The sequence below is a fragment of the Deinococcus roseus genome, assembly GCF_014646895.1.
Taxonomy (GTDB): Bacteria; Deinococcota; Deinococci; order Deinococcales; family Deinococcaceae; genus Deinococcus_C; species Deinococcus_C roseus.
The window spans coordinates 127,871-145,654 of record NZ_BMOD01000004.1; the positions used below are offsets into that span (position 1 = coordinate 127,871).

18 protein-coding genes are annotated in these 17,784 nt (G+C 55.4%); 8 read left to right on the forward strand and 10 right to left on the reverse strand.

Annotated features, from left to right (window positions below):
- The first annotated feature begins 3 nt into the window (after nucleotides 1-3).
- Nucleotides 4-879: an aldo/keto reductase gene (locus IEY52_RS07735; RefSeq protein WP_189002032.1), complete on the forward strand. Its 876-nt coding sequence runs from the start codon at nucleotides 4-6 to the stop codon at nucleotides 877-879.
- Nucleotides 880-953: 74 nt separating this feature from the next.
- Here IEY52_RS07735 and IEY52_RS07740 read toward each other — a convergent pair whose 3' ends face one another.
- Nucleotides 954-1,706 carry a VC0807 family protein gene (locus IEY52_RS07740; protein WP_189002034.1) on the reverse strand — a complete coding sequence of 251 codons (753 nt, stop codon included), beginning with the start codon at nucleotides 1,704-1,706 and terminating at the stop codon, nucleotides 954-956.
- Between the two features lie 42 nt (nucleotides 1,707-1,748).
- Here IEY52_RS07740 and IEY52_RS07745 point away from each other — a divergent pair, with 42 nt between their 5' ends.
- On the forward strand, nucleotides 1,749-2,378 hold the full coding sequence (locus IEY52_RS07745) for a ComF family protein (protein WP_189002036.1): 630 nt from the start codon (nucleotides 1,749-1,751) through the stop codon (nucleotides 2,376-2,378).
- 106 nt (nucleotides 2,379-2,484) lie between these two features.
- Here the strand turns inward: IEY52_RS07745 and IEY52_RS07750 are convergent, their stop codons facing one another.
- The 5 genes from IEY52_RS07750 to IEY52_RS07770 form a co-directional block, all read right to left on the reverse strand.
- On the reverse strand, nucleotides 2,485-2,994 hold the full coding sequence (locus IEY52_RS07750) for a DUF1684 domain-containing protein (protein WP_189002038.1): 510 nt from the start codon (nucleotides 2,992-2,994) through the stop codon (nucleotides 2,485-2,487).
- Nucleotides 2,991-3,182 carry an RNA-binding S4 domain-containing protein gene (locus IEY52_RS07755; RefSeq protein ID WP_189002040.1) on the reverse strand — a complete coding sequence of 64 codons (192 nt, stop codon included), beginning with the start codon at nucleotides 3,180-3,182 and terminating at the stop codon, nucleotides 2,991-2,993. Before IEY52_RS07755 ends, IEY52_RS07750 begins: the two co-directional genes overlap by 4 nt.
- 88 nt (nucleotides 3,183-3,270) lie before the next feature.
- Nucleotides 3,271-4,080, reverse strand: coding sequence for a dockerin type I domain-containing protein (locus IEY52_RS07760; RefSeq protein ID WP_189002042.1), 810 nt, complete (start codon nucleotides 4,078-4,080; stop codon nucleotides 3,271-3,273).
- Entirely contained in the window at nucleotides 4,077-4,541 is a 465-nt protein-coding gene (locus IEY52_RS07765) for a hypothetical protein (RefSeq protein ID WP_189002044.1), read from the reverse strand. Before IEY52_RS07765 ends, IEY52_RS07760 begins: the two co-directional genes overlap by 4 nt.
- On the reverse strand, nucleotides 4,538-5,593 hold the full coding sequence (locus tag IEY52_RS07770; RefSeq protein ID WP_189002046.1) for a putative Ig domain-containing protein: 1,056 nt from the start codon (nucleotides 5,591-5,593) through the stop codon (nucleotides 4,538-4,540). Before IEY52_RS07770 ends, IEY52_RS07765 begins: the two co-directional genes overlap by 4 nt.
- A gap of 115 nt (nucleotides 5,594-5,708) precedes the next feature.
- On the opposite strand from IEY52_RS07770, the gene IEY52_RS07775 reads away from it, so the two are divergent.
- On the forward strand, nucleotides 5,709-8,621 hold the full coding sequence (locus IEY52_RS07775; protein WP_189002048.1) for an insulinase family protein: 2,913 nt from the start codon (nucleotides 5,709-5,711) through the stop codon (nucleotides 8,619-8,621).
- 74 nt (nucleotides 8,622-8,695) lie between these two features.
- Here IEY52_RS07775 and IEY52_RS07780 read toward each other — a convergent pair whose 3' ends face one another.
- Nucleotides 8,696-9,427 carry an alpha/beta hydrolase family protein gene (locus IEY52_RS07780; protein WP_189002050.1) on the reverse strand — a complete coding sequence of 244 codons (732 nt, stop codon included), beginning with the start codon at nucleotides 9,425-9,427 and terminating at the stop codon, nucleotides 8,696-8,698.
- A gap of 292 nt (nucleotides 9,428-9,719) precedes the next feature.
- On the opposite strand from IEY52_RS07780, the gene IEY52_RS07785 reads away from it, so the two are divergent.
- Nucleotides 9,720-10,289, forward strand: coding sequence for a hypothetical protein (locus IEY52_RS07785; RefSeq protein WP_189002052.1), 570 nt, complete (start codon nucleotides 9,720-9,722; stop codon nucleotides 10,287-10,289).
- A gap of 60 nt (nucleotides 10,290-10,349) precedes the next feature.
- On the opposite strand, the gene aspS is transcribed toward IEY52_RS07785, so the two are convergent.
- Nucleotides 10,350-11,648 carry an aspartate--tRNA(Asn) ligase gene (gene aspS / locus IEY52_RS07790; protein WP_189002055.1) on the reverse strand — a complete coding sequence of 433 codons (1,299 nt, stop codon included), beginning with the start codon at nucleotides 11,646-11,648 and terminating at the stop codon, nucleotides 10,350-10,352.
- Nucleotides 11,649-12,090: 442 nt separating this feature from the next.
- Between aspS and fakB the strand changes: the two genes are divergently transcribed.
- Together fakB and IEY52_RS07800 are read left to right on the forward strand one after the other, a co-directional pair.
- The gene (gene fakB, locus IEY52_RS07795) at nucleotides 12,091-12,933 is read left to right on the forward strand and encodes a DegV family protein (protein WP_189002067.1); all 843 of its coding nucleotides are present in this window, start codon (nucleotides 12,091-12,093) and stop codon (nucleotides 12,931-12,933) included.
- A gap of 82 nt (nucleotides 12,934-13,015) precedes the next feature.
- A complete protein-coding gene (locus IEY52_RS07800) occupies nucleotides 13,016-14,269 on the forward strand; it encodes a serine hydrolase (RefSeq protein ID WP_189002069.1) in 1,254 nt (417 codons plus the stop codon).
- 80 nt (nucleotides 14,270-14,349) lie between these two features.
- On the opposite strand, the gene IEY52_RS07805 is transcribed toward IEY52_RS07800, so the two are convergent.
- On the reverse strand, nucleotides 14,350-14,979 hold the full coding sequence (locus IEY52_RS07805; protein ID WP_189002071.1) for a hypothetical protein: 630 nt from the start codon (nucleotides 14,977-14,979) through the stop codon (nucleotides 14,350-14,352).
- Nucleotides 14,980-15,075: 96 nt separating this feature from the next.
- On the opposite strand from IEY52_RS07805, the gene IEY52_RS07810 reads away from it, so the two are divergent.
- Nucleotides 15,076-16,194, forward strand: a complete 1,119-nt coding sequence (locus IEY52_RS07810; RefSeq protein WP_229684680.1) for an N-acetylmuramoyl-L-alanine amidase family protein — start codon at nucleotides 15,076-15,078, stop codon at nucleotides 16,192-16,194.
- 74 nt (nucleotides 16,195-16,268) lie between these two features.
- On the opposite strand, the gene IEY52_RS07815 is transcribed toward IEY52_RS07810, so the two are convergent.
- Entirely contained in the window at nucleotides 16,269-16,826 is a 558-nt protein-coding gene (locus IEY52_RS07815) for a cob(I)yrinic acid a,c-diamide adenosyltransferase (RefSeq protein WP_189002073.1), read from the reverse strand.
- A 118-nt stretch (nucleotides 16,827-16,944) separates the two neighbouring features.
- On the opposite strand from IEY52_RS07815, the gene IEY52_RS07820 reads away from it, so the two are divergent.
- Nucleotides 16,945-17,721, forward strand: coding sequence for a TatD family hydrolase (locus IEY52_RS07820; RefSeq protein WP_229684681.1), 777 nt, complete (start codon nucleotides 16,945-16,947; stop codon nucleotides 17,719-17,721).
- Nucleotides 17,722-17,784 lie beyond the last annotated feature (63 nt).

Sequence of the window (17,784 nt, forward strand, 5' to 3'; positions counted from 1 at the left end):
CACATGATCTACCGGGATTTTGGCAAGTCAGGATTTCAGGTTTCCGCCCTGGGATTTGGCGCAGGACACATCGGCTGGGACCAGCTGGATGAAAACTTCGTGGGCTCCCTCATCAACGAGGTGGTCAACGCAGGCATCACCCTGATCGACACTGCCAGAGGCTACGACCTCTCCGAGGAACGCATTGGCAGGCACCTCTCCTGGCGCAGAGGGGATTTTATCCTCTCCACAAAGGGAGGGTATGGTGTAGAAGGCACCGCCGACTGGTCCCCCGAAAACATCCACCAGGGCTTGAACCGTGCCCTCAGGACCATGCGCACCGATTACATCGACATCTTTCACCTGCACTCCTGCCCACTGGGCACCCTGCAAAACGAAAGGCTTTTGAAAGCCCTGCAGGAAGTCAAAGCCCAGGGCAAAATCCGGGCCGTGGCCTACTCTGGGGAAAACGAGGCCCTGCAATGGGCCATCGACTCGGATGTGTTTGACAGCGTGCAGTGCAGCGTCAACCCTTTTGACCAGCGGGTGATTCCCTCCCTGGAACACGCCCACAACAGGGGCATGGGCGTGATTGCCAAGCGTCCTCTGGGCAACGTGCCCTGGATTCACAGTGAACGCCCCCATGGCCAGTATGCCGAAGAGTACTGGTTGCGCATGCATGCCATGGGCTTCACCCCTCCCATCTCCTGGGAAGACTTTACCCTCAGATTTACGGTGTTCACCCCTGGGGTCAGCAGTGCGATCGTGGGCTCACGCAACCTTGAGAACATCAAACGCAACATCCAGACCATTGCACAGGGACCGCTGGAAGACAGCCTCTACCAGCAGATGCGTGAAGTCTTTCAGACCCACGATCAGGACTGGATCGGACAGGTTTAACCCACAGTTGGGTCTCAGCAAAAACCCCTGCCAGAGAAGCAGGGGTTTTAAACTGCTGGATTAAACTGCTGGATTCAATCTGCAGAATTCGGGGTGGGTTGCGGGTTGTGGTGCTGCTCCAGCGCTTCCCAGAAGTGGTCTTCCATGGGGCTGGCTTTTTCTCCAAACTCGTTTTTGCTGTTCCAGGTGACAATGTAGAAGGCCAGACCATAAGAGATCAGGTTCATCACAATGCTGATGGGACGCATGGCTGCGTCCACCCCGGCTTTCTGGGCGTTGAACTCCTTGGTGCCAAAAGCCGCCACCACATTGTTGTAATTCATGATGAAGTTGATGACCCCGTTGATCAGGGCCTCTGCCATGATCACAACGGTTCCGGCAATCACAGCTTTTTGAATGGCAGAAGAAGCCACAAACTTCTGATACAGGGCTTTTTTGTTCTCGTTGTCAGGATTGAGCACCATCTTCATCAGCTCGCCAAAGAAAGGGCGGTTCATGGCCAGCGAAATGGCAGCAATGATGAAAATGACGATGTGGGCGTAAGAATCCCTCAAAGCAAACTTCCAGCCATCCACCTTCAGGAAAGCCAGGGCACCGTTCAGGAGGGCACTGCTGGCCGCCACAATGGTATAAGGATTGATCACCCGGGTTCTGAAGAAATCAATCAGGATGTAAGCCGTTGGAATCAGGGCAGCCACAATGTAGGCGGTTCTGGCCCCCCACTGTTCGGAAAAAGAAAAGCCTGTCTTGAACAGGTTGTCACTCAGCAGCATCAGGGGAATGGCCAGAGTGAAGATGAGGTCCACGACGATCTTAGGTGCTTTCACGTATCTAGATTACCCGAAAAGCTTAAGACTACACTGAAGGCTGTGCACAAAACCATGCAAACTTTTCTGAGGACTTTGTTTCCACAGCTGTGTCCAGGCTGCCAGCAGGCCCTCACAACCCCTGCTGCCCTCTGTGAACGCTGCACACCCACCCAGGCCCAGCTGACCTCTGAAAGTGTCTTGCTGGACACCACAGCAGAACACCTGATCTATCTGGGGGCTGCAGAAGGCAAATGGCGGCGCATGGTGCATGCCCTCAAATACCAGAACAACACAGGCATTGCCCGGAGCCTGGGGCCGACCCTGGCCCGTTCTGTGCCCCAGGCTTGGAAGCTGGATGTCCTCTGCCCGGTGCCATTGCACCCCAGGCGGGAAAGGGAACGGGGATACAACCAGAGCCGCCTGCTGGCTGAAGCAGTCGGACAGCACCTGCACCTTCCCACCAGAGACTTGCTTAAGCGGGTGATTTACACCCATCAGCAGGCCAAATTGCATCACACAGAGCGCCAGCACAACCTGAAAGGGGTTTTTGCCCTCAATGCTTCTGCGCAGAACCTGAACATCCTGCTGATAGACGACGTGCTGAGCACCGGAGCCACTTTGAGGGCCTCCGCAGAGGTGTTGCACCGCGGTGGGGCCAACAACGTGTATTTTCTGGTGATTGCCCGCTGAGGCCAGCAGTCCATTTCTGCAGGGAACTCACCCTCAACACAAACACCCCCTGACAATCATCCAGGGGGGTGTTTGAATCCTTTGTTTCAGTATTTTGATGGTGTTTTTACAGGGCTTTTTCGCCAGCAGGAACTTCAAAAGGAATCCAGTTGGAGGCCGGAGGCAAAGGGCAGGACCAGCTTTCATCGTAGGCACAGTAGGGGTTGTAGGCCATGTTGAAATCCAACACCACTTCATCCCCATCCAGTGGGGCATCGATATAACGCCCTCCACCGTAACTGCTCTGCCCATTGGTGCGGTCCTTGAACGGCACAAAAAGCCTCTGGGGATCGTCTTCTTCTACAGGCACATACAATTCAAGGCGGTGGTGGCCTTTGGAGAAAGGCACATCCACATACCCCCAAACCTGGTATTCCCGGATTTCCTGGGTGTTGGTGTGAATTTCAATGATGCGCAATGTTTCATCATGCATGGCTGGCAACCTGAAAGCGTACTCCTCATTGACGGAGAAGTACTTCAATCCAGTGAAACCTTGCTTTCTCTCGGCACTGAGGGGACTGTGTGGCCCTTTGAAGTGTGCGTCCTTGCGGTCCCGGTAATGTTGGATGTCAGTCATAAGTGTACGGTGGCGGTTCTCCCCTGGTAGGTCACGGTGTCTCCCTCGCGCAACTTTTTGCGCCTGCGGGTTTCGATGGCACCGTTGACCTGCACCAGACCACTCTGAATCACGACCTTGGCATGACCTCCGGTCTGCACCCAGTCGTGCAGTTTCAGCCAGTCTTGCAGGTCCATGGTCCCTTCCATTCAGCCCATCCTAGCACACTTCCCAAAAACCACAACGGAAGAGAAATCACTTACCATCACCGGCCAGAAGCGAGGTTCAGAGAGCCTTTCACTTGCCATAAAGTTGCTGGAAGAGGTTGTAATCGGTGTCATCCACCCTGCCATCCTGATTGAGGTCCCCTTTGGGAGGGTTTTCGACACCCATGTTTTTGGCCAGGATGATCAGGTCCAGCAAATCCACCCGGTCATCTCCATTCAGGTCTCCCTTGCTGGCAAACTGGGTTTTCAGGGCCTGCTTGTCCTGCTCGGTGAGGATGCGGTCTCTGGGCAGCAAAATGGAATCTGGCAGCTTCAGCACCCTGGCGGTTTCCACTTTCCAGACCAGGCTCTGGGACAGGGCACTGGCGGTGTTGATCCAGATGAATTTCTTGTTCCCCGAAGTGAGGGTGCGGCTTCCGGCATCCGGATTGAAAGGAATGTCCGTTTCGGTGAGGAACTGGGTGTCTGCATTGGCCGTGAATTCTGCCTGCAGAGGGACACGTTCATAAGAGAACACCTTGAGGGCATCGGTGAACATGGGGCGCAAAGCCTCTGGCACGGTCACCTGAATTTTAATAACTGGCACTGTGGTCTCAGCTGCTGGAGCAGGTTCGATTTTTTTCTCGGTTTCAGGTTGCTCTTTCCCAGGTTGCTCCGTTTCTGGGGTGGTCACAGGAGTGGTTGCCGGGGTTTCCGGGTTGGGTTCGGTTTTTGGAGCTTCTGTGGCAGGATCAGGTGTAACAGGGTCAGGCTGAGGTGCTGGATTCTCAGGTGACCCTGTGCCTGGATTGGGCTGGGGATTGGGATCTGTGGGTTCCTGTGCCCAGGCTGCACCCAGCAGCAATCCAGAAAGCAGCAGTGCTGCCAGTGGGCGCTTCACAGTTTCTCCCGGATGGCGGTTTTGAAGGTGGCCAGTTCATTGTTTTTGAGGCTCAGGCTTTCGATGCCCAGCACACGGTTGTCCCGGATCTGGTACATGCCCTGGTTGAACCCCACCACAGGACTGTCATAGGGGGTTTTGTAAAGCATCAGCACCCATTCTTCATCTTTCTTGAAAGCAGGTGCCCCTTCCATCTGCCAGGTGTCTCCTCCCAGCACATTGATGGCAGGGCCCTCGGGCAACTGTGACAGCATGCTGGCATTGCCTTTGAGGGTGTCCTTGATGCTGAGGGTGTATTGCTTCCAGGGGTAATTTTTGTTCTGGATGGTTTTCACATCCACAATGCGCACATGCACCACCACATCGGCTTTTTTGATTTGATCTTCAAAACCCAGGACACTGACGGTGGTGGCCTGGGCTGCTCCCAGGGCCAGCAGGGAAAAAACAAACGGAAATTTCATGGTCTACCTTCTGTGCTGGGTGTGGAATTGGGATCTGTGGGTTCTGGGCTGGATGGGGTCTCTCTGGTTCCATCGGTTCCAGTGGCATCAGGGCCGTCTGTTGGGGTACCTGTGTTGTCCGGATTGTCCTGTGGGCGGTCTGTTTCAGGTGTGGTGGAGGGGGTTTCTCCATCCGTCTGGGGATTGGGGTTCTCGGGTTGAACCTCGGTGCCAGGATCCACGGGATCTCCCGCAGGGGTCTGGGAAGCATCAGCAGGTTGGTCTTTGGTCTTGGGATCTGTGGTTTTCGGATCTGTGGTCTTGGCAGGATCTGTTTTGACAGGTTCTGTTTTGACTGGAGGGGTCAACAGATCTGTGCCCGCCAGTTTTTTGGCACTGGCATCCCGCAAATCATAGTTGGCAGCAGCAACTGGAGGCAGGTAAACCCCGTTTTCCTTGCTGGATTCCACCTGCAGGAACAGTGCATTTCTGTTGCGGAAGAACTTCTGGGTGAAGGCAAAATCCACTGTCAGAACGTTGTTCTGGATGTTCCAGATCACCAGGGGTTTTCCGGTGACGGGCTGCACATCTTTGATGATGAGGCCTTCTGGAACCGTGAAAGTGAGGCGACCTCCAGCCACATTTTCTGCATTTTTCAGCACCACTGGAATGCGGGTGGCACTCTTGATGGGGGTGCCTGGCAATTCCAGAGACAATTCTGGTGGGGGTTTGTCGGTCACCACCAGGGTGTACTTCTGCACCTTGGTGGAGAGGTTGGCATCTGTGACCTGCACCGAAAAAGTGAAACTGCCTTTTTCGGTGGGGGTTCCACTGATGGTTCCCGAACTGGACAGGGACAGACCTGCAGGCAGTTTGCCATCGGTGAGGGTGATGATGTAGGGAGAAACCCCACCCATGACCCCCATGGAGGCACTGTAGTTCTCTGAAATGATGGCACCGCTCAGGGCTGTGTTGGAGATCCTTACGGTGTCTTTGGGAAGGCTGGCCGAGTTCTCTGCACCAGAACAGGCCACCATCAAGACCAGGCTTGCGCCCAGAAACCAGTTTCGCATGGCCTCAGTGTACCTGCTCTTTCTGAGGACTCTGGGAGAAAGCCCTTCTCACGGATGATGACAATAGGGAATCTGGACCTGTTGCGGCTGGACTTCACGCGATATAATTTCGCCCATGATCACAAGCTGGCAAGTGGGACAGACCCTTCATGGTTACGAAGTCACTCGCATCACTCCAGTGCCCGATTTGCATGGCACCCTGATCGAACTCAGGCACCAGTCTGGTGCACGGCACATCCACATCGAACGGGATGACCCCAACCTCACCTTCATGGTCAGCTTCAAGACCATTCCCACCGATGACACCGGAGTGGCCCACATCCTGGAGCACATGGTGCTGGGTGGTTCAGAAAAGTTTTCGGTCAAAGATCCCTTCTTCATGATGATGCCCCGGTCGCTCAACACCTTCATGAATGCCCTCACCGGGGACGACACCACCATGTATCCTTTCTCCACCCGCAATGAGAAGGATTTCTTCAATCTGCTGTCCATTTATCTGGATGCGGTGTTCTTTCCCACCCTGGATGAATGGAAGTTCCTGCGGGAAGCCCACCGCTTCGAGTACAGCGATCCCCAGGATCCCCAGTCCAGCCTGACCGTGCAGGGCATTGTTTACAACGAGATGAAAGGCACCCGTGCAGATGCCAGCATGCAATTTAACAACCTGCTGGGTCAGACGCTGTACCCTGACACCACCTATGCCAGGGATTCAGGCGGCGACCCTGCTGCCATTGTGAACCTGACCTATGAGCAACTGAAGAATTTCCATGCCCGCCATTACCATCCCAGCAACGCTTATTTCTTCACCTATGGCAACCAGGATCTGGCTGGCATTCTGGAAAAAATAGATGCCTGGGCTCTGGGGCGTTTTGAAAAACAGGATTTCAACATTGAGGTGGAAAACCAGGCTCCATTCGATGCACCGGTCAAAGCCACAGGGGCGTATCCCAGCAGCGAAACCGACCACAAATCCATTGTGGCCCTGGCCTGGATGACCGCCAGTGCCACCGACCTGTACACCACCCTAAAACTTTCGGTGCTGTCCAGTGTGCTGCTGGGCAACAGTGCAGCCCCTTTGCAGAAAGCCCTGATTGACTCTGGTCTGGGGCAGGCCCTGGCACCAGGATCAGGGTTCAACAATGGCTTTGCCCAGTCCCGCTTTGTGGCAGGTTTGCGCGGAGCCAATCCACAAGATGCAGAACAAATCGAGGCCCTGATTCTGGAGGTGCTGAACAGACTGGTTTCAGAGGGCATTCCCGATGAACTCATTGACAGTGCCATCCACAAGATCGAGCTGTACCGCAAGCATGTCTCCAACTCCGGGTATCCCTACAGCCTGAAGGTGGCTTTCAGCTTCCTGTCCGAATGGATGTACGGGGCAGATCCCGTGGAGGCCCTCAACTTCAACCATCACCTGGAGCAACTGGAAGCAGAACGCAAACAGGGCCGGGTGCTGGAAAACCTGATTCAGACAGAACTGCTGGACAATCCTCACCGTGCCCTGGTGGTTCTGGAGGCAAGCACCACCCAGGCGCAAAAAGAAGCCGCTCAGGAACAGGAGTTCATTCAGCATGCCCTGAACACCCTGCAGCAGGCCGATCAGGAACGCATTGTCAGCAATGCGCTGAAGGTGCTTTCTCTGCAGGATGATCCCGGAGACATCGACTCCCTGCCCAATCTGGAGCTCAGTGATGTCAATGTGACGGTCCCAGAGGTTCCCTACCAGACGGTGGTTTCTGAAGGCACAACTGTGGCACTGGTTCCCCAGCCCACCAATGGATTGGTGTATGCAGAGGTGCTGTTCCACACCCATCACCTGAACGACAGCCAGAAGGATCTGCTGAACCTGCTTTCCACCGCCATCACCCGTTCAGGAGCAGGTGAGCGGGACGATGTGGAACTGGCCCGCCATCTGGAAGCCGTGACTGGCGGGGTTTCAGCCACCGTTGGGGTGCATGCCAGACCCGAAAATCCCCTGGTTTCCTCTGAAACCTTCACGCTCAGTGGCAAGGCCCTGGTGCGCAACCAGCAGGCCCTGCTGGAAGTGTTGCACGACATGCTGTTCGCACCGCGTTTCACCGTGGCCCGCTTGCAGCAACTGATCAAACAGCAACTGGTGGCACTGGAATCTGGCATCACCCGTGCTGGACACTCTTACGCCACCCGCACCGCAGCCAGTCAGCTCAGTCCGGTGGTGGCCCTCAGGGAGCGCCAGTCGGGCCTGACCCAGCTCAATGTGCTGCGCAAATACCTGGCCTCCAGCGAGGAAGAACTGGAAACCCTGCTGCAGGACTTCCAGCAGATGCTGCGTGACAGCCTGAAAAGCGGCCTGTGGGTGTGCCTCACTGCAGAAGCAGACCAGCTGGAAACCCTGCAAACCGAGGCCCTGAAGCTGTTCTCTGTCTCCAGTGAGGAGCTGTCACAAACCCCCCTGCAAACCAGTGAACTGTGCCCGGTGGCCCGCCTGACCGAAACCCTGGTTTCTTTCAATGCCATGAGCTTCAAAGGCGTGCCCTACACCCATCCTGATGCAGCCCCGCTGTTCATCCTCAGCCAGATCCTCACCGACACCTTCCTGATTCCCGAAATCCGGGAAAAAGGTGGGGCTTACGGGGCGTTCAGCAGCTACGACACCCAGGCAGGGGTGTTCTCCCTGGCCACCTACCGCGATCCGCAACTCAGCCGCTCATTCAAGGTGTTTCTGGAAGTGCTGGAACGGGTGGAAGCCGGGGAGTTGCAGGAACGTCACCTCAAAGAAGGCATCCTGAGCGCCTGCAGTGCGCTGGATCCCCTGACTTCTCCTGACACCATTGGCAGCACCCGGGTGTTTGGCGATCTGGGCGGCTTCACGCGGGACAAACAGGAAGCCTTCCGGGCGCAAATCCTGCAGACCACCCTGGAAGACCTGAAGCGGGTGTCCCAGACTTACCTGAACCCTGCGCTGGCTTCCTATGCCACGGTTACCAGCAGCAGCATTTTGCAGGCCCAGACCGACCTGCCTTTTGCTTTTGTGGAACTCCCCATCTGAGCGGACCGGAAATCCAGATCTTGAAACGAAAGAAAGTCCCTATCATCAGGGACTTTCTTTCTAGGCTTAAAGTTTCAGATCAGGAACTGGATGCTTCTCTCAAAGACCCAGTCGGTCCACTGGAAAGACCCGAAGATGTGGTCTGCATCAGGGAGCACCACCAGGTCAGCCCTGGAATTTTCTGCGTACTGAATGGCAGTCTTCGGAGGGACAGCTTCGTCTTTTTCCCCCTGAAGGATCAGAACTGGACCCGCATATGCAGCCAGGGCCTTGCGTGAATCGTGCTTTGCAAGGTCCAGAAAGTAATTCCGGCCCAGAGGCCAGCCACCAAAGTCGGTGGTGGTGGCTGGGATTTTGCCGTTGAGCATGCGCATCATGCCTTCTGGTGCAGCAGGTGCCCACAGCAGCAGGCGTTCTGCCTGCATTCCAGCAGCAGCCAGAATGGCGGTCAGGCCACCCATGGAGAATCCCAGCACCCGCACTTGCAGGGGATCAATGCCAGGGTAGTTGCGCAGGTATTCTGCGGCATGCACGGCATCTTCCACATTGCGGGTGACGGTCATTTCGCTGAAGTCTCCCTCGCTGTCTCCGTTGCCCCGGTAATCAAAACGCAGTGCTGCCACTCCAAGCTGTGCCAGACGGCGGGCCAGCAGCACAAACAGGCGGTGGTGTTCGCTTCTGGAGCCGGTGAATCCGTGCAGAAAAACCACACTGGGAAAACCCGCCTCGGGTCTGGGGGTGTCAGGAAGGTGCAGCATGCCATGAATTTTCTGGCCGCCCACCGCAAAAGTGGCCCAAGTTTCCATGGGGTACAGTCTACACCTCCTTGCAAGCAAACCGATGTTCAGGAAAGCACAAATGCAGAAAACTGCAGAAGCTCATCCATGAAGGCCCCATCTATACCTGAATCTTAACTGATGTTTAACTTAATCCAACCTGAAAGAGTGGTGTGATATCTTGCAGTTCAAGATGGAATCAGAACCTGCCCTTCTGGTCTTTTGCAGAATTCAGACTGTGCAGCACCACCATCTGCCAGCACCGTGTTCTCCCTGGGGAATTCTGTCTTCCTTCAGTGAGGCTGCAGAAAGGGAGCATGTCATGTTCACACTTCAAGCCAAAAACACCTCCCCCTGGAACACCCCCTGGACCCGGCAATACCTGGGCTTTCAAAAACGGTATCCGCTGGAAACCGTGCATGGCGTGGTGCTGTTCAGCAACCTGGAGCACATCTCCGCCCACATCCGGACCACCGTGTCTTTCAGTGGACTGGGACAATCCAGAACCGAAGGCATCTGGAGTTTCAGCCCTGAACGCCTGATCCTGAAATTCCAGGGACAGACCTACAACTGGGCCAACCTGGACCTCCTGACTGTGATCTATGACCAGAGCGATCCAGAGAAAGACCTGCTCACGGTGCTGGATCAGGATGGAGACACCCTGCTGGAAGTGGATTTCTCGGTGCACATCAAAAACAAAATCAAGGTGGCTGGAGGTTTCCTGATGGCCTCCGGATTCAGGGCCCACGAGATCACCCCCGAAACCCTGCAAACCCACGATGACCTGCTGGAAGATTACTTCAAACGGGCCAGAGAACCCCAGAGCCGGTATTTTCAGGAAGGCACCTGGGTGGGCACCAGCGTCCCTCCCCTGCCAGAAGTCGAGCACTGATCCACACAATCAAACCAAAAAGACCGGATCACTCCGGTCTTTCTTTGCTTTAGAGGTGGCTCAGGGAAGCAGGCGGTGACGGTCTCTGGGGAAAGCACGGGCATAACGCACGTTCTGGATGCCCAGGAATTTGGCGGTCAGGCGCTCTGCACCAATGGCAAAACCACCGTGGGGGGGCATGCCGTGTTTGAAGACCTCCAGGTAACCTTCAAAGCCGTCCACCTTCATGTTGCGGTCTGCCAGGCTTTCCAGCAGCATGTTGTATTCGTGGATGCGCTGACCACCAGAGGTGATCTCGATGCCCCGGTACAGCAAGTCAAAGCTGCGGGTCATGCCGTCTGCCTCGTAGTAGGCATAGAAAGGACGGGCGCTCTTGGGAAAGCGGGTGACGAAAACAAAGTCACTGCCTTCTTTTTCCTGGAAGTACTGGCTGAGCAGGCGCTCCCCTTCAGGGTCGAGGTCCTTGCCGCCCACGCTGTACCCGAAATGGTCTTTGATGAGCTGTCTGGCTTCCAGCAGGGGAATTCTGGGGAAGCGGTCTGGAGCTCTGGGCGCTTCCATTTTGAAAAGGTCGAATTCTTTCTGGCACTGCTCGGTGAGTTCCTTGCAGATGCGTTTCAGCACCATTTCTTCGATCTGCATCACATCTTCATCAGATTCAATGAAACCCAGTTCCACGTCCAGCGAGAGGTATTCGTTGAGGTGGCGGCTGGTGGCGTGCTCTTCAGCGCGGTACACCGGAGCCGTCTCAAAGACCCGCTCGTAGACGCCCACCATGATCTGCTTGTAAAGCTGGGGGCTTTGCGCCAGGTAAGCCCGCTCTCCGAAGTAATCCACTTCAAAGAGGTTGGATCCGCCTTCTGCGCCGGCAGACACAATCTTGGGGGTGAAGATCTCGGTGAAGCCTGCCTCACGCAGGGCTGCACGGAAACCCTCCACCAGCACAGCCTGCACTTTCAGGGAAGCGCGCTCTTTGAGGCCCCGCACGCTGACATAGCGGTAATCCAGCAGGGTTTCGGGGTTCACGTTCCACTGCACCTTGGGCAATTCTACGGGAGAGGGTTCCACCGCCCGAGAAATCACCTGCAGCTCGGAAATCTGGATTTCATAGCCTCCAGGTGCTTTGGGGTGCTGCACCACTTTGCCTTTGACCTGCACCACAGATTCGGCGATGGGCAGGTCCAGCTGGGAGCCCACGCACTGCACAATGCCGGTGCGGTCCCGCAGGGTGAGGAATTGCACGCCTCCGAGGTCGCGTCTGGAATACACCCAGCCTTTGAGCAGCACGGTTTCTCCGGCGTGCTGGCTGAGGTCCTGAACCAGGGTTCTCTGAAGTTCTTCTAGCACGGTGTCATGCATGGCTGTCTCCTTGACGAAAAACCCCCCGGTTTGTCCGGGGGGTTTCAGCTGCAAACTCTGCCTACGCCACCCGTTTGTGACGATTATCATCATTATTCACGGTGGCGGCAAGGCGTTTCACTTAACGAGTAAGGTAATGAAAAAAGGGCCATGCCGTCAAGGGAGCACACTAGACAGAGGCCCAAAAACAACTTGAGGTGAATGGAACGTTTCTGCAATCAATCCTTTTAAAGAACCAGCGTGTGCTTTCTGCTTTGCAAACGGGTCTTCAAAAGCAGGGGCAAAACAGCAGTGTGCCTGCAGCTGCAGCTTTTTTTGGTTGTGAAAAAAATATTTATTTTTTACTTGCTAACCTTTTGTGGCTCCCCAGGCTTCCCGGTTCCCACCCTCCCATCTCAGGATTTCCCACATCAATGTCTGAAAAATCAGGTAATCTTAGACCATGCTCAAAGTGATCACCGACTCGACCTGTGATCTTCTTCCGGATCAGGTGGAGGCCCACCACCTCACTGTGGTGCCTCTGTACGTGAATTTTGATGGAAAACTTCAGAAAGACCGCATCGAAATCAACACCCCCGACATCTTCACCGGGGTGAAAGCCGGAAAGAAAATCCCCTCCACCAGTCAACCCTCTCCCGAAGACTTCAAAGTGGTGTACGAAAACGCCCTGCTGATGGCAGACCATGTGCTGTCCATTCACATCTCCAGCAAGATGTCTGGCACAGCCCAGAGTGCCCAGCTGGCTGCCAAAGAATTTGAAGGGCGGGTGACGGTTTTTGATTCTGAAACCGTCTCGGTGGGTCTGGGCATGATGGCCATGCGGGCCAGTGACATGGCCTGGATGGGTGGCCGTCTGGAAGACATCCTGGCCGTGCTGGAAAAAGTTCGCCAGAAGCAGAACATCATGTTCACCGTGGACACCCTGGACTACCTGCGCATGAACGGCAGAATCGGAGGCGCGCAGGCCATGCTGGGCAGTCTGCTCAACATCAAGCCCATCCTGGCCGTCAAAAACGGACGGGTGGAAGCTGCAGGAAGGGTCCGAGGTCGCCCCCAGGCCCTCAAGGAACTGCAAACCCACGTCAGCAAATTTGTGCAGACCCATGGCCCTTGTCGGGTCTGCATGATTGACACCCCTGGTGCAGAGGAAGAAGCCCGAAAAATGGCTGAATCCCTCAAAGCCACTGGAGTGGAAGTCATCGGAATCAACACCCTGGGTGCAGTGGTGGCCACCCATGCAGGTCCAGGTACGATTGGCTACGGTATCGAGCCCATCAGCCTGTAATCTGAAAGGTTCAGTCTGCACAGAAGGGACTCGACCTCCCTTCTGTTTTTTTGACGGCTTTTTTGGTTATGATGAAAGCCTGATGTGGACCAAACTCGCCATCGGGGGACTTGCCCTCACCCTTGCTTCTCTCGCATGGATGCTGACCCCTTTAAGCGGTCAACATGAAGCCCAACAGCTTCCCCAGTTGCCCCCTGTGGCCCAGGCAGCCCAGGTGACTGTTCCCAGACCTGTTTGCTATTCATTCCAGGCTCAATTTCTGCCTCATGCAGATGCACCTGCACCGCCCAGCCGCCTGCAAGGCAAACTCGGGCTGTTTGTGGCAGAAGTGGATCCACTGACCCTGAAATTCAAACGGGTGGTGTCCAGAAGCGCCAACGAACAGTTCCCACTGGCCAGCACCTACAAACAGGCTGTGATGTACGAACTGGCCAGACAGGTGGACAGCCAGAAAGTCTCCCTCAAAGAGATTTTTGATGTGACCCAGAGCAACCACAGCCTGGGAGAATTCCCCTTTGACGGCAGCGATGTGAACACCCTGGCTGTGCGCATGATCCAGCACAGCGACAACACCGCCACCGACATCCTGCAGCGCCGGGTGGGCCTCAGGCAGGTGCAACACAACCTGGATGCCCTCAACCTCTGCAAATCCCGCATGGTCCTCACCACCAAAGCCTGGTGGACCGCCCAGGCCAGCATGAGCCCCATGTTTCCCAAAAACAAAGAAGCCCTCCGAAAGGCTGCAGAGGACTTCAGCAAAGCCCGTGGCGAGGAACTCTACCAGAAAGCCGAAGCCCTGGACAGAGATGCCCAGAATGTGTTCTGGCTGGACCTGGACAAGGCCATCAGCAAATACTTCGAATCTGACCGCTACGATCCCCGGGTGGACCAGAACACCCACAATGTCAGCACCCCTGCAGAGCTGGCAGTGCTTCTCTCCCACGAATTCCTGCGCAATGGCCTGAAACCCGAAACCGACAAATGGTTCAGGGAGGTCATGGCCACGGCCCCCAACGGCAACAAGCTGGCCCTCCCACACCTGTATTTTGGTGGTAAGGGAGGAAACGGTTGGCGCATCCTGACCTACAGCGGTTATCTGCTGGGCAAAGATGGCAAACACTACGTTTACACCTTCCTGAATCAGGAAAGTGGACACACTTACACCATCCGCGACACTGGCGCTGCTTTTATCTGGATCAACCAGGCCTTCAAGAAGCTGCTAGCCCTCCCAGAGGTGTCCCTGTCCACAGCACAGACCAAAAAGTCTGTTCAGGACATCCACACCGACAGCTCTGCAGGCAAAGCGGGCAAGCCCGAGCTGGGCACCCCTCAGTAAATTTGCAACATCAATGCATCACAAAGATTGAAGCACCCTTTTCAGGGTGCTTTTTGGCTGGCTTTTGATGGAATCAGGGTTTATTTGAGGTAGGGTTTGAACACAGCCAGCTGCTCTGCTGTGGGTTTGGTGGTGGCAGTGGCTTCCCCTTTGGCATTGAACTTCACAAAAAGGGTGCCTGTGCTGGACTTGTTGCTCAGCTTCTGTTTGCCACTCTGGAAGGAATAATTTCCGTACAGCACGGCCACATTTTTGTCATAGTCTGCCAGCACCATGTTGGCTTTGATGGCTGGAGATTCAGCCTGCACCCCGCCAGAAGCCACAATGAGCTTGTCTCTGGTGTGGACCACCACTTTTTCGGCTCCCAGATCCTTGATGTTGCTGTCCTGGTAACTGATCTTGCCTGTGGCGGTCAGGTTGTTTTGCTTCACAGAGTATTCCACATTGCTGGCCGTCAGCAGTCCCCCATCACTGGTGGTCAATTTGGCGGTTCTGGCCTTGAGGAATTCTCCTTCTTTCATTTCGATGTACTGGGCATCGATCTTGATGCCATTTTTGCTGTCGGTCACCAGGCCCCCTTGCGGCAGGGTGGTGACCCCGGTGACCAGATCGACATCCTGGTTGCCTTTGGGCTTGATGTCAAATCCAGAGAAACTGGCGGCAAAGGTCACACCGCACAGGGCACTGATGATGAGGAGCTTCCGTTTCATGAGAACCATCGTAAAGCAAGAGGGCTTAGAAGCGTGAACTTCATCTAAAGCACCCCACATTGTTTCAATTGCTACACCTCTGTTAAACTCGGCTAGATGAGCATTTTTCGCGTTCTCCTGCTGGCTCTCTTTGCATTAAACTGGGCGGCGGCTTCGCCCAGAATAGGGCAATACGAGGGCTACACCCGTCTGGTTCTGGACCTCTCCAAACAGGTCAAATACTTCATCAACGAGCAAAAAACCACCCTGACGGTCAGGCTGGTGGGCATCAAACTGCCCGCCGAATCTGCCCAGGTGTCTTCCAACGAAATCAAAAGCTACAGCATCCAGGTTGCGGGCAACGACACCCTCTGGACCATGAACCTGAAGCATTCCCTGCAAAAGAAATTCACAGTGTTCTGGCTGGACAGCACCAGTGGCCAGGGGGCCAGATTGGTGCTGGATCTCGGAGACAAAAGCACCACGACCACCAGTAAAGCCAGTCCAGGCAAAACCACGCCCACCAAGGTCTTTGCTCCACCTGTCGCAAGGAAAACCAAATTGCGTGTGGTGATCGATGCCGGACACGGCGGAGTTGATCCTGGCATGGTCGGTTACATCACCGAAAAAGAAGTCACCCTGGACGTGGCCCTCAAACTGCGGGACGTGCTGCGCAAGCAAAATGTTGAGGTGGTCCTCACCCGCGATGAAGACGAAGACCTCAGCGCAGACAAACGCACCGACCTGAGTGCACGGGCCAACATGGCCAACGCTGGCACCGTCAATGTTTTTGTGAGCATTCACGTGAATTCTGGCCCTGAGACTGCCCAGGGTGTGGAGACCTTCATCTTCGGGGAAACACAGGGATCCCAGACCCGTGCTCTGGCCGTGAAAGAAAACGGTGGGGGTGCCCTCGGGGAAAGCATCACCAAACAGGCCAGCAGTTATGCCCAGAGCATTCTGGGAGACATCCTGGTGCAGGCCAACCTCACCCTGTCCCGCCAGCTGGCCCACACAGTGCAGAGCACCCTGGTCAAGCAGCTTTATGTGGAAGACCGGGGGGTCAAGACTGGACCTTTGATGGTGCTGCGTTTTGCACGTACGCCCGCCATTCTGGTGGAAATTGGGTTCGGCACCCATCCGGTGGAGGGTCGCAAACTGGACAATCCTGCTTACCGCCAACAGCTTGCCGACAGCATTGCCAGTGGCATCTTCAATTTCTTGCACGTGAAATGAGCCCACCACAGAAAACAGACACCCCGATAGAGGGTGTCTGTTTTGGTCTGATTGGGTTGTGGTCTGGTTGGGTTTTATTTCCTGCCTTTGACGTGCCAGAGCGTTTCACTGAGGCCTGATCTGGCATTGACTGCACGGGCCATCACAAACAGCAGGTCCGACAGGCGGTTGAGGTACATGCGCACCTGGGGATTGACGGCCTCTTCATCCTGCAGACGCACCACATCCCGTTCTGCCCTGCGGGCCACACTGCGGGCCACATGCAAGGTGGCAGCGGTGACGGTTCCTCCCGGATGAATGAAATTCCTGAGGGGTTCACACTCTGTTTCCAGACGGTCAATCATGCCTTCCAGCACAGCCACATCCTCTGCATCCATGCGGTTGACGTTTCTGGCATAAGGACTGTCCTCCCGGGTGGCGAGGTCCGCGCCCACATCAAACAGGGCATTTTGCAGGTAAGCCAGCTCCTGATCCAGTGCCTGGTCCTGGCTCTGGGCACGGGCCAGTCCCAGCAGGGAATTGAGTTCATCTACGGTGCCGTAGGCTTCCACCCTGGGGTGGGCTTTTGAAACCCGGTCAGCGCCGTACAGCCCCGTTTCTCCCTGGTCTCCGGTTCGGGTGTAAATTTTCATGGTTGCAGTTTAACCCAGTCTGCTTAACCCAGTCTGCATGCCACCGAAAGCGCTCAGTGCTTGTGCTTATGCTGTTCAGCTCTGGCTTCCAGCCCTCAGGTGTAGAACAATCAAAGCCATGATTGACATTGGCATCAACCTCGCCCACCGAAGATTTGAAAAGGATTTGCCTCAGGTCATAGAACGTGCCTTTCAGGAAGGCGTGGAATTGCTGGTGGTCACAGGAACCAGTCTGTCCAGCAGCCAGAAGGCCCTGCAAATCTCACAGCAGCATGGTCTGGTTTGCACAGCTGGCATTCATCCCCATGAAGCCCGGACCCACACCCCCGAAATCCACCACAAGCTTGAATCCCTGCTCCAGCATCCTGAAGTGGTGGCTGTGGGGGAATGTGGTCTGGATTTTGATCGGAATTTTTCCAGACCTGAGGATCAGGAGCGTTGCTTTGCTGCACAGCTTGAACTGGCCATCCAGCACCAGTTGCCCCTCTTCACCCATGAAAGGGCCGCACACCAGAAGTTCCTGGAAATGCTGAAATCTGCTGGTGCACAGCTTCCCAGCACGGTGGTGCATTGTTTTACAGGGAACACCCAGCAGCTCAGGGCCTATCTGGATCTGGGGTGCTGGATTGGCATCACGGGCTGGATCACCGACCTCAAACGCGGCCAGGATCTGCGTGAAGCCCTCAAATACCTCCCGCTGGACCGCCTGCTCGTTGAAACCGATGCACCCTTTCTGACCCCCAAAAACCTGCCCTTCAGAACAGACCGCAATGAGCCTGCTTATTTGCCTCTGGTGGTGCGTGAAATTGCCCGATTGCTGAAAAAACCTGAAACTGAAATTGCCCGCATCACGCACCAGAACGCAGAGCAGTTTTTCAGGCTCGACTGGAATTGAAGGATTTCAGAAAAGCAAAAAGCCCCCTTTCGGGGGCCTCGCAATCAGGAAAAAGAGGTCAAA

Excerpts from the sequence above, each read along its gene's own strand:
- IEY52_RS07820 (WP_229684681.1), top strand. The coding sequence starts at position 16,945 with ATGATTGACATTGGCATCAACCTCGCCCACCGAAGATTTGAAAAGGAT.
- aspS (WP_189002055.1), bottom strand. The coding sequence starts at position 11,648 with ATGCATGACACCGTGCTAGAAGAACTTCAGAGAACCCTGGTTCAGGAC.
- IEY52_RS07775 (WP_189002048.1), top strand. The coding sequence starts at position 5,709 with ATGATCACAAGCTGGCAAGTGGGACAGACCCTTCATGGTTACGAAGTC.
- IEY52_RS07800 (WP_189002069.1), top strand. The coding sequence starts at position 13,016 with ATGTGGACCAAACTCGCCATCGGGGGACTTGCCCTCACCCTTGCTTCT.
- IEY52_RS07765 (WP_189002044.1), bottom strand. The coding sequence starts at position 4,541 with ATGAAATTTCCGTTTGTTTTTTCCCTGCTGGCCCTGGGAGCAGCCCAG.
- IEY52_RS07810 (WP_229684680.1), top strand. The coding sequence starts at position 15,076 with ATGAGCATTTTTCGCGTTCTCCTGCTGGCTCTCTTTGCATTAAACTGG.
- IEY52_RS07780 (WP_189002050.1), bottom strand. The coding sequence starts at position 9,427 with ATGGAAACTTGGGCCACTTTTGCGGTGGGCGGCCAGAAAATTCATGGC.
- IEY52_RS07755 (WP_189002040.1), bottom strand. The coding sequence starts at position 3,182 with ATGGAAGGGACCATGGACCTGCAAGACTGGCTGAAACTGCACGACTGG.
- IEY52_RS07750 (WP_189002038.1), bottom strand. The coding sequence starts at position 2,994 with ATGACTGACATCCAACATTACCGGGACCGCAAGGACGCACACTTCAAA.
- IEY52_RS07815 (WP_189002073.1), bottom strand. The coding sequence starts at position 16,826 with ATGAAAATTTACACCCGAACCGGAGACCAGGGAGAAACGGGGCTGTAC.
- IEY52_RS07785 (WP_189002052.1), top strand. The coding sequence starts at position 9,720 with ATGTTCACACTTCAAGCCAAAAACACCTCCCCCTGGAACACCCCCTGG.
- fakB (WP_189002067.1), top strand. The coding sequence starts at position 12,091 with ATGCTCAAAGTGATCACCGACTCGACCTGTGATCTTCTTCCGGATCAG.
- IEY52_RS07805 (WP_189002071.1), bottom strand. The coding sequence starts at position 14,979 with ATGAAACGGAAGCTCCTCATCATCAGTGCCCTGTGCGGTGTGACCTTT.
- IEY52_RS07770 (WP_189002046.1), bottom strand. The coding sequence starts at position 5,593 with ATGCGAAACTGGTTTCTGGGCGCAAGCCTGGTCTTGATGGTGGCCTGT.
- IEY52_RS07735 (WP_189002032.1), top strand. The coding sequence starts at position 4 with ATGATCTACCGGGATTTTGGCAAGTCAGGATTTCAGGTTTCCGCCCTG.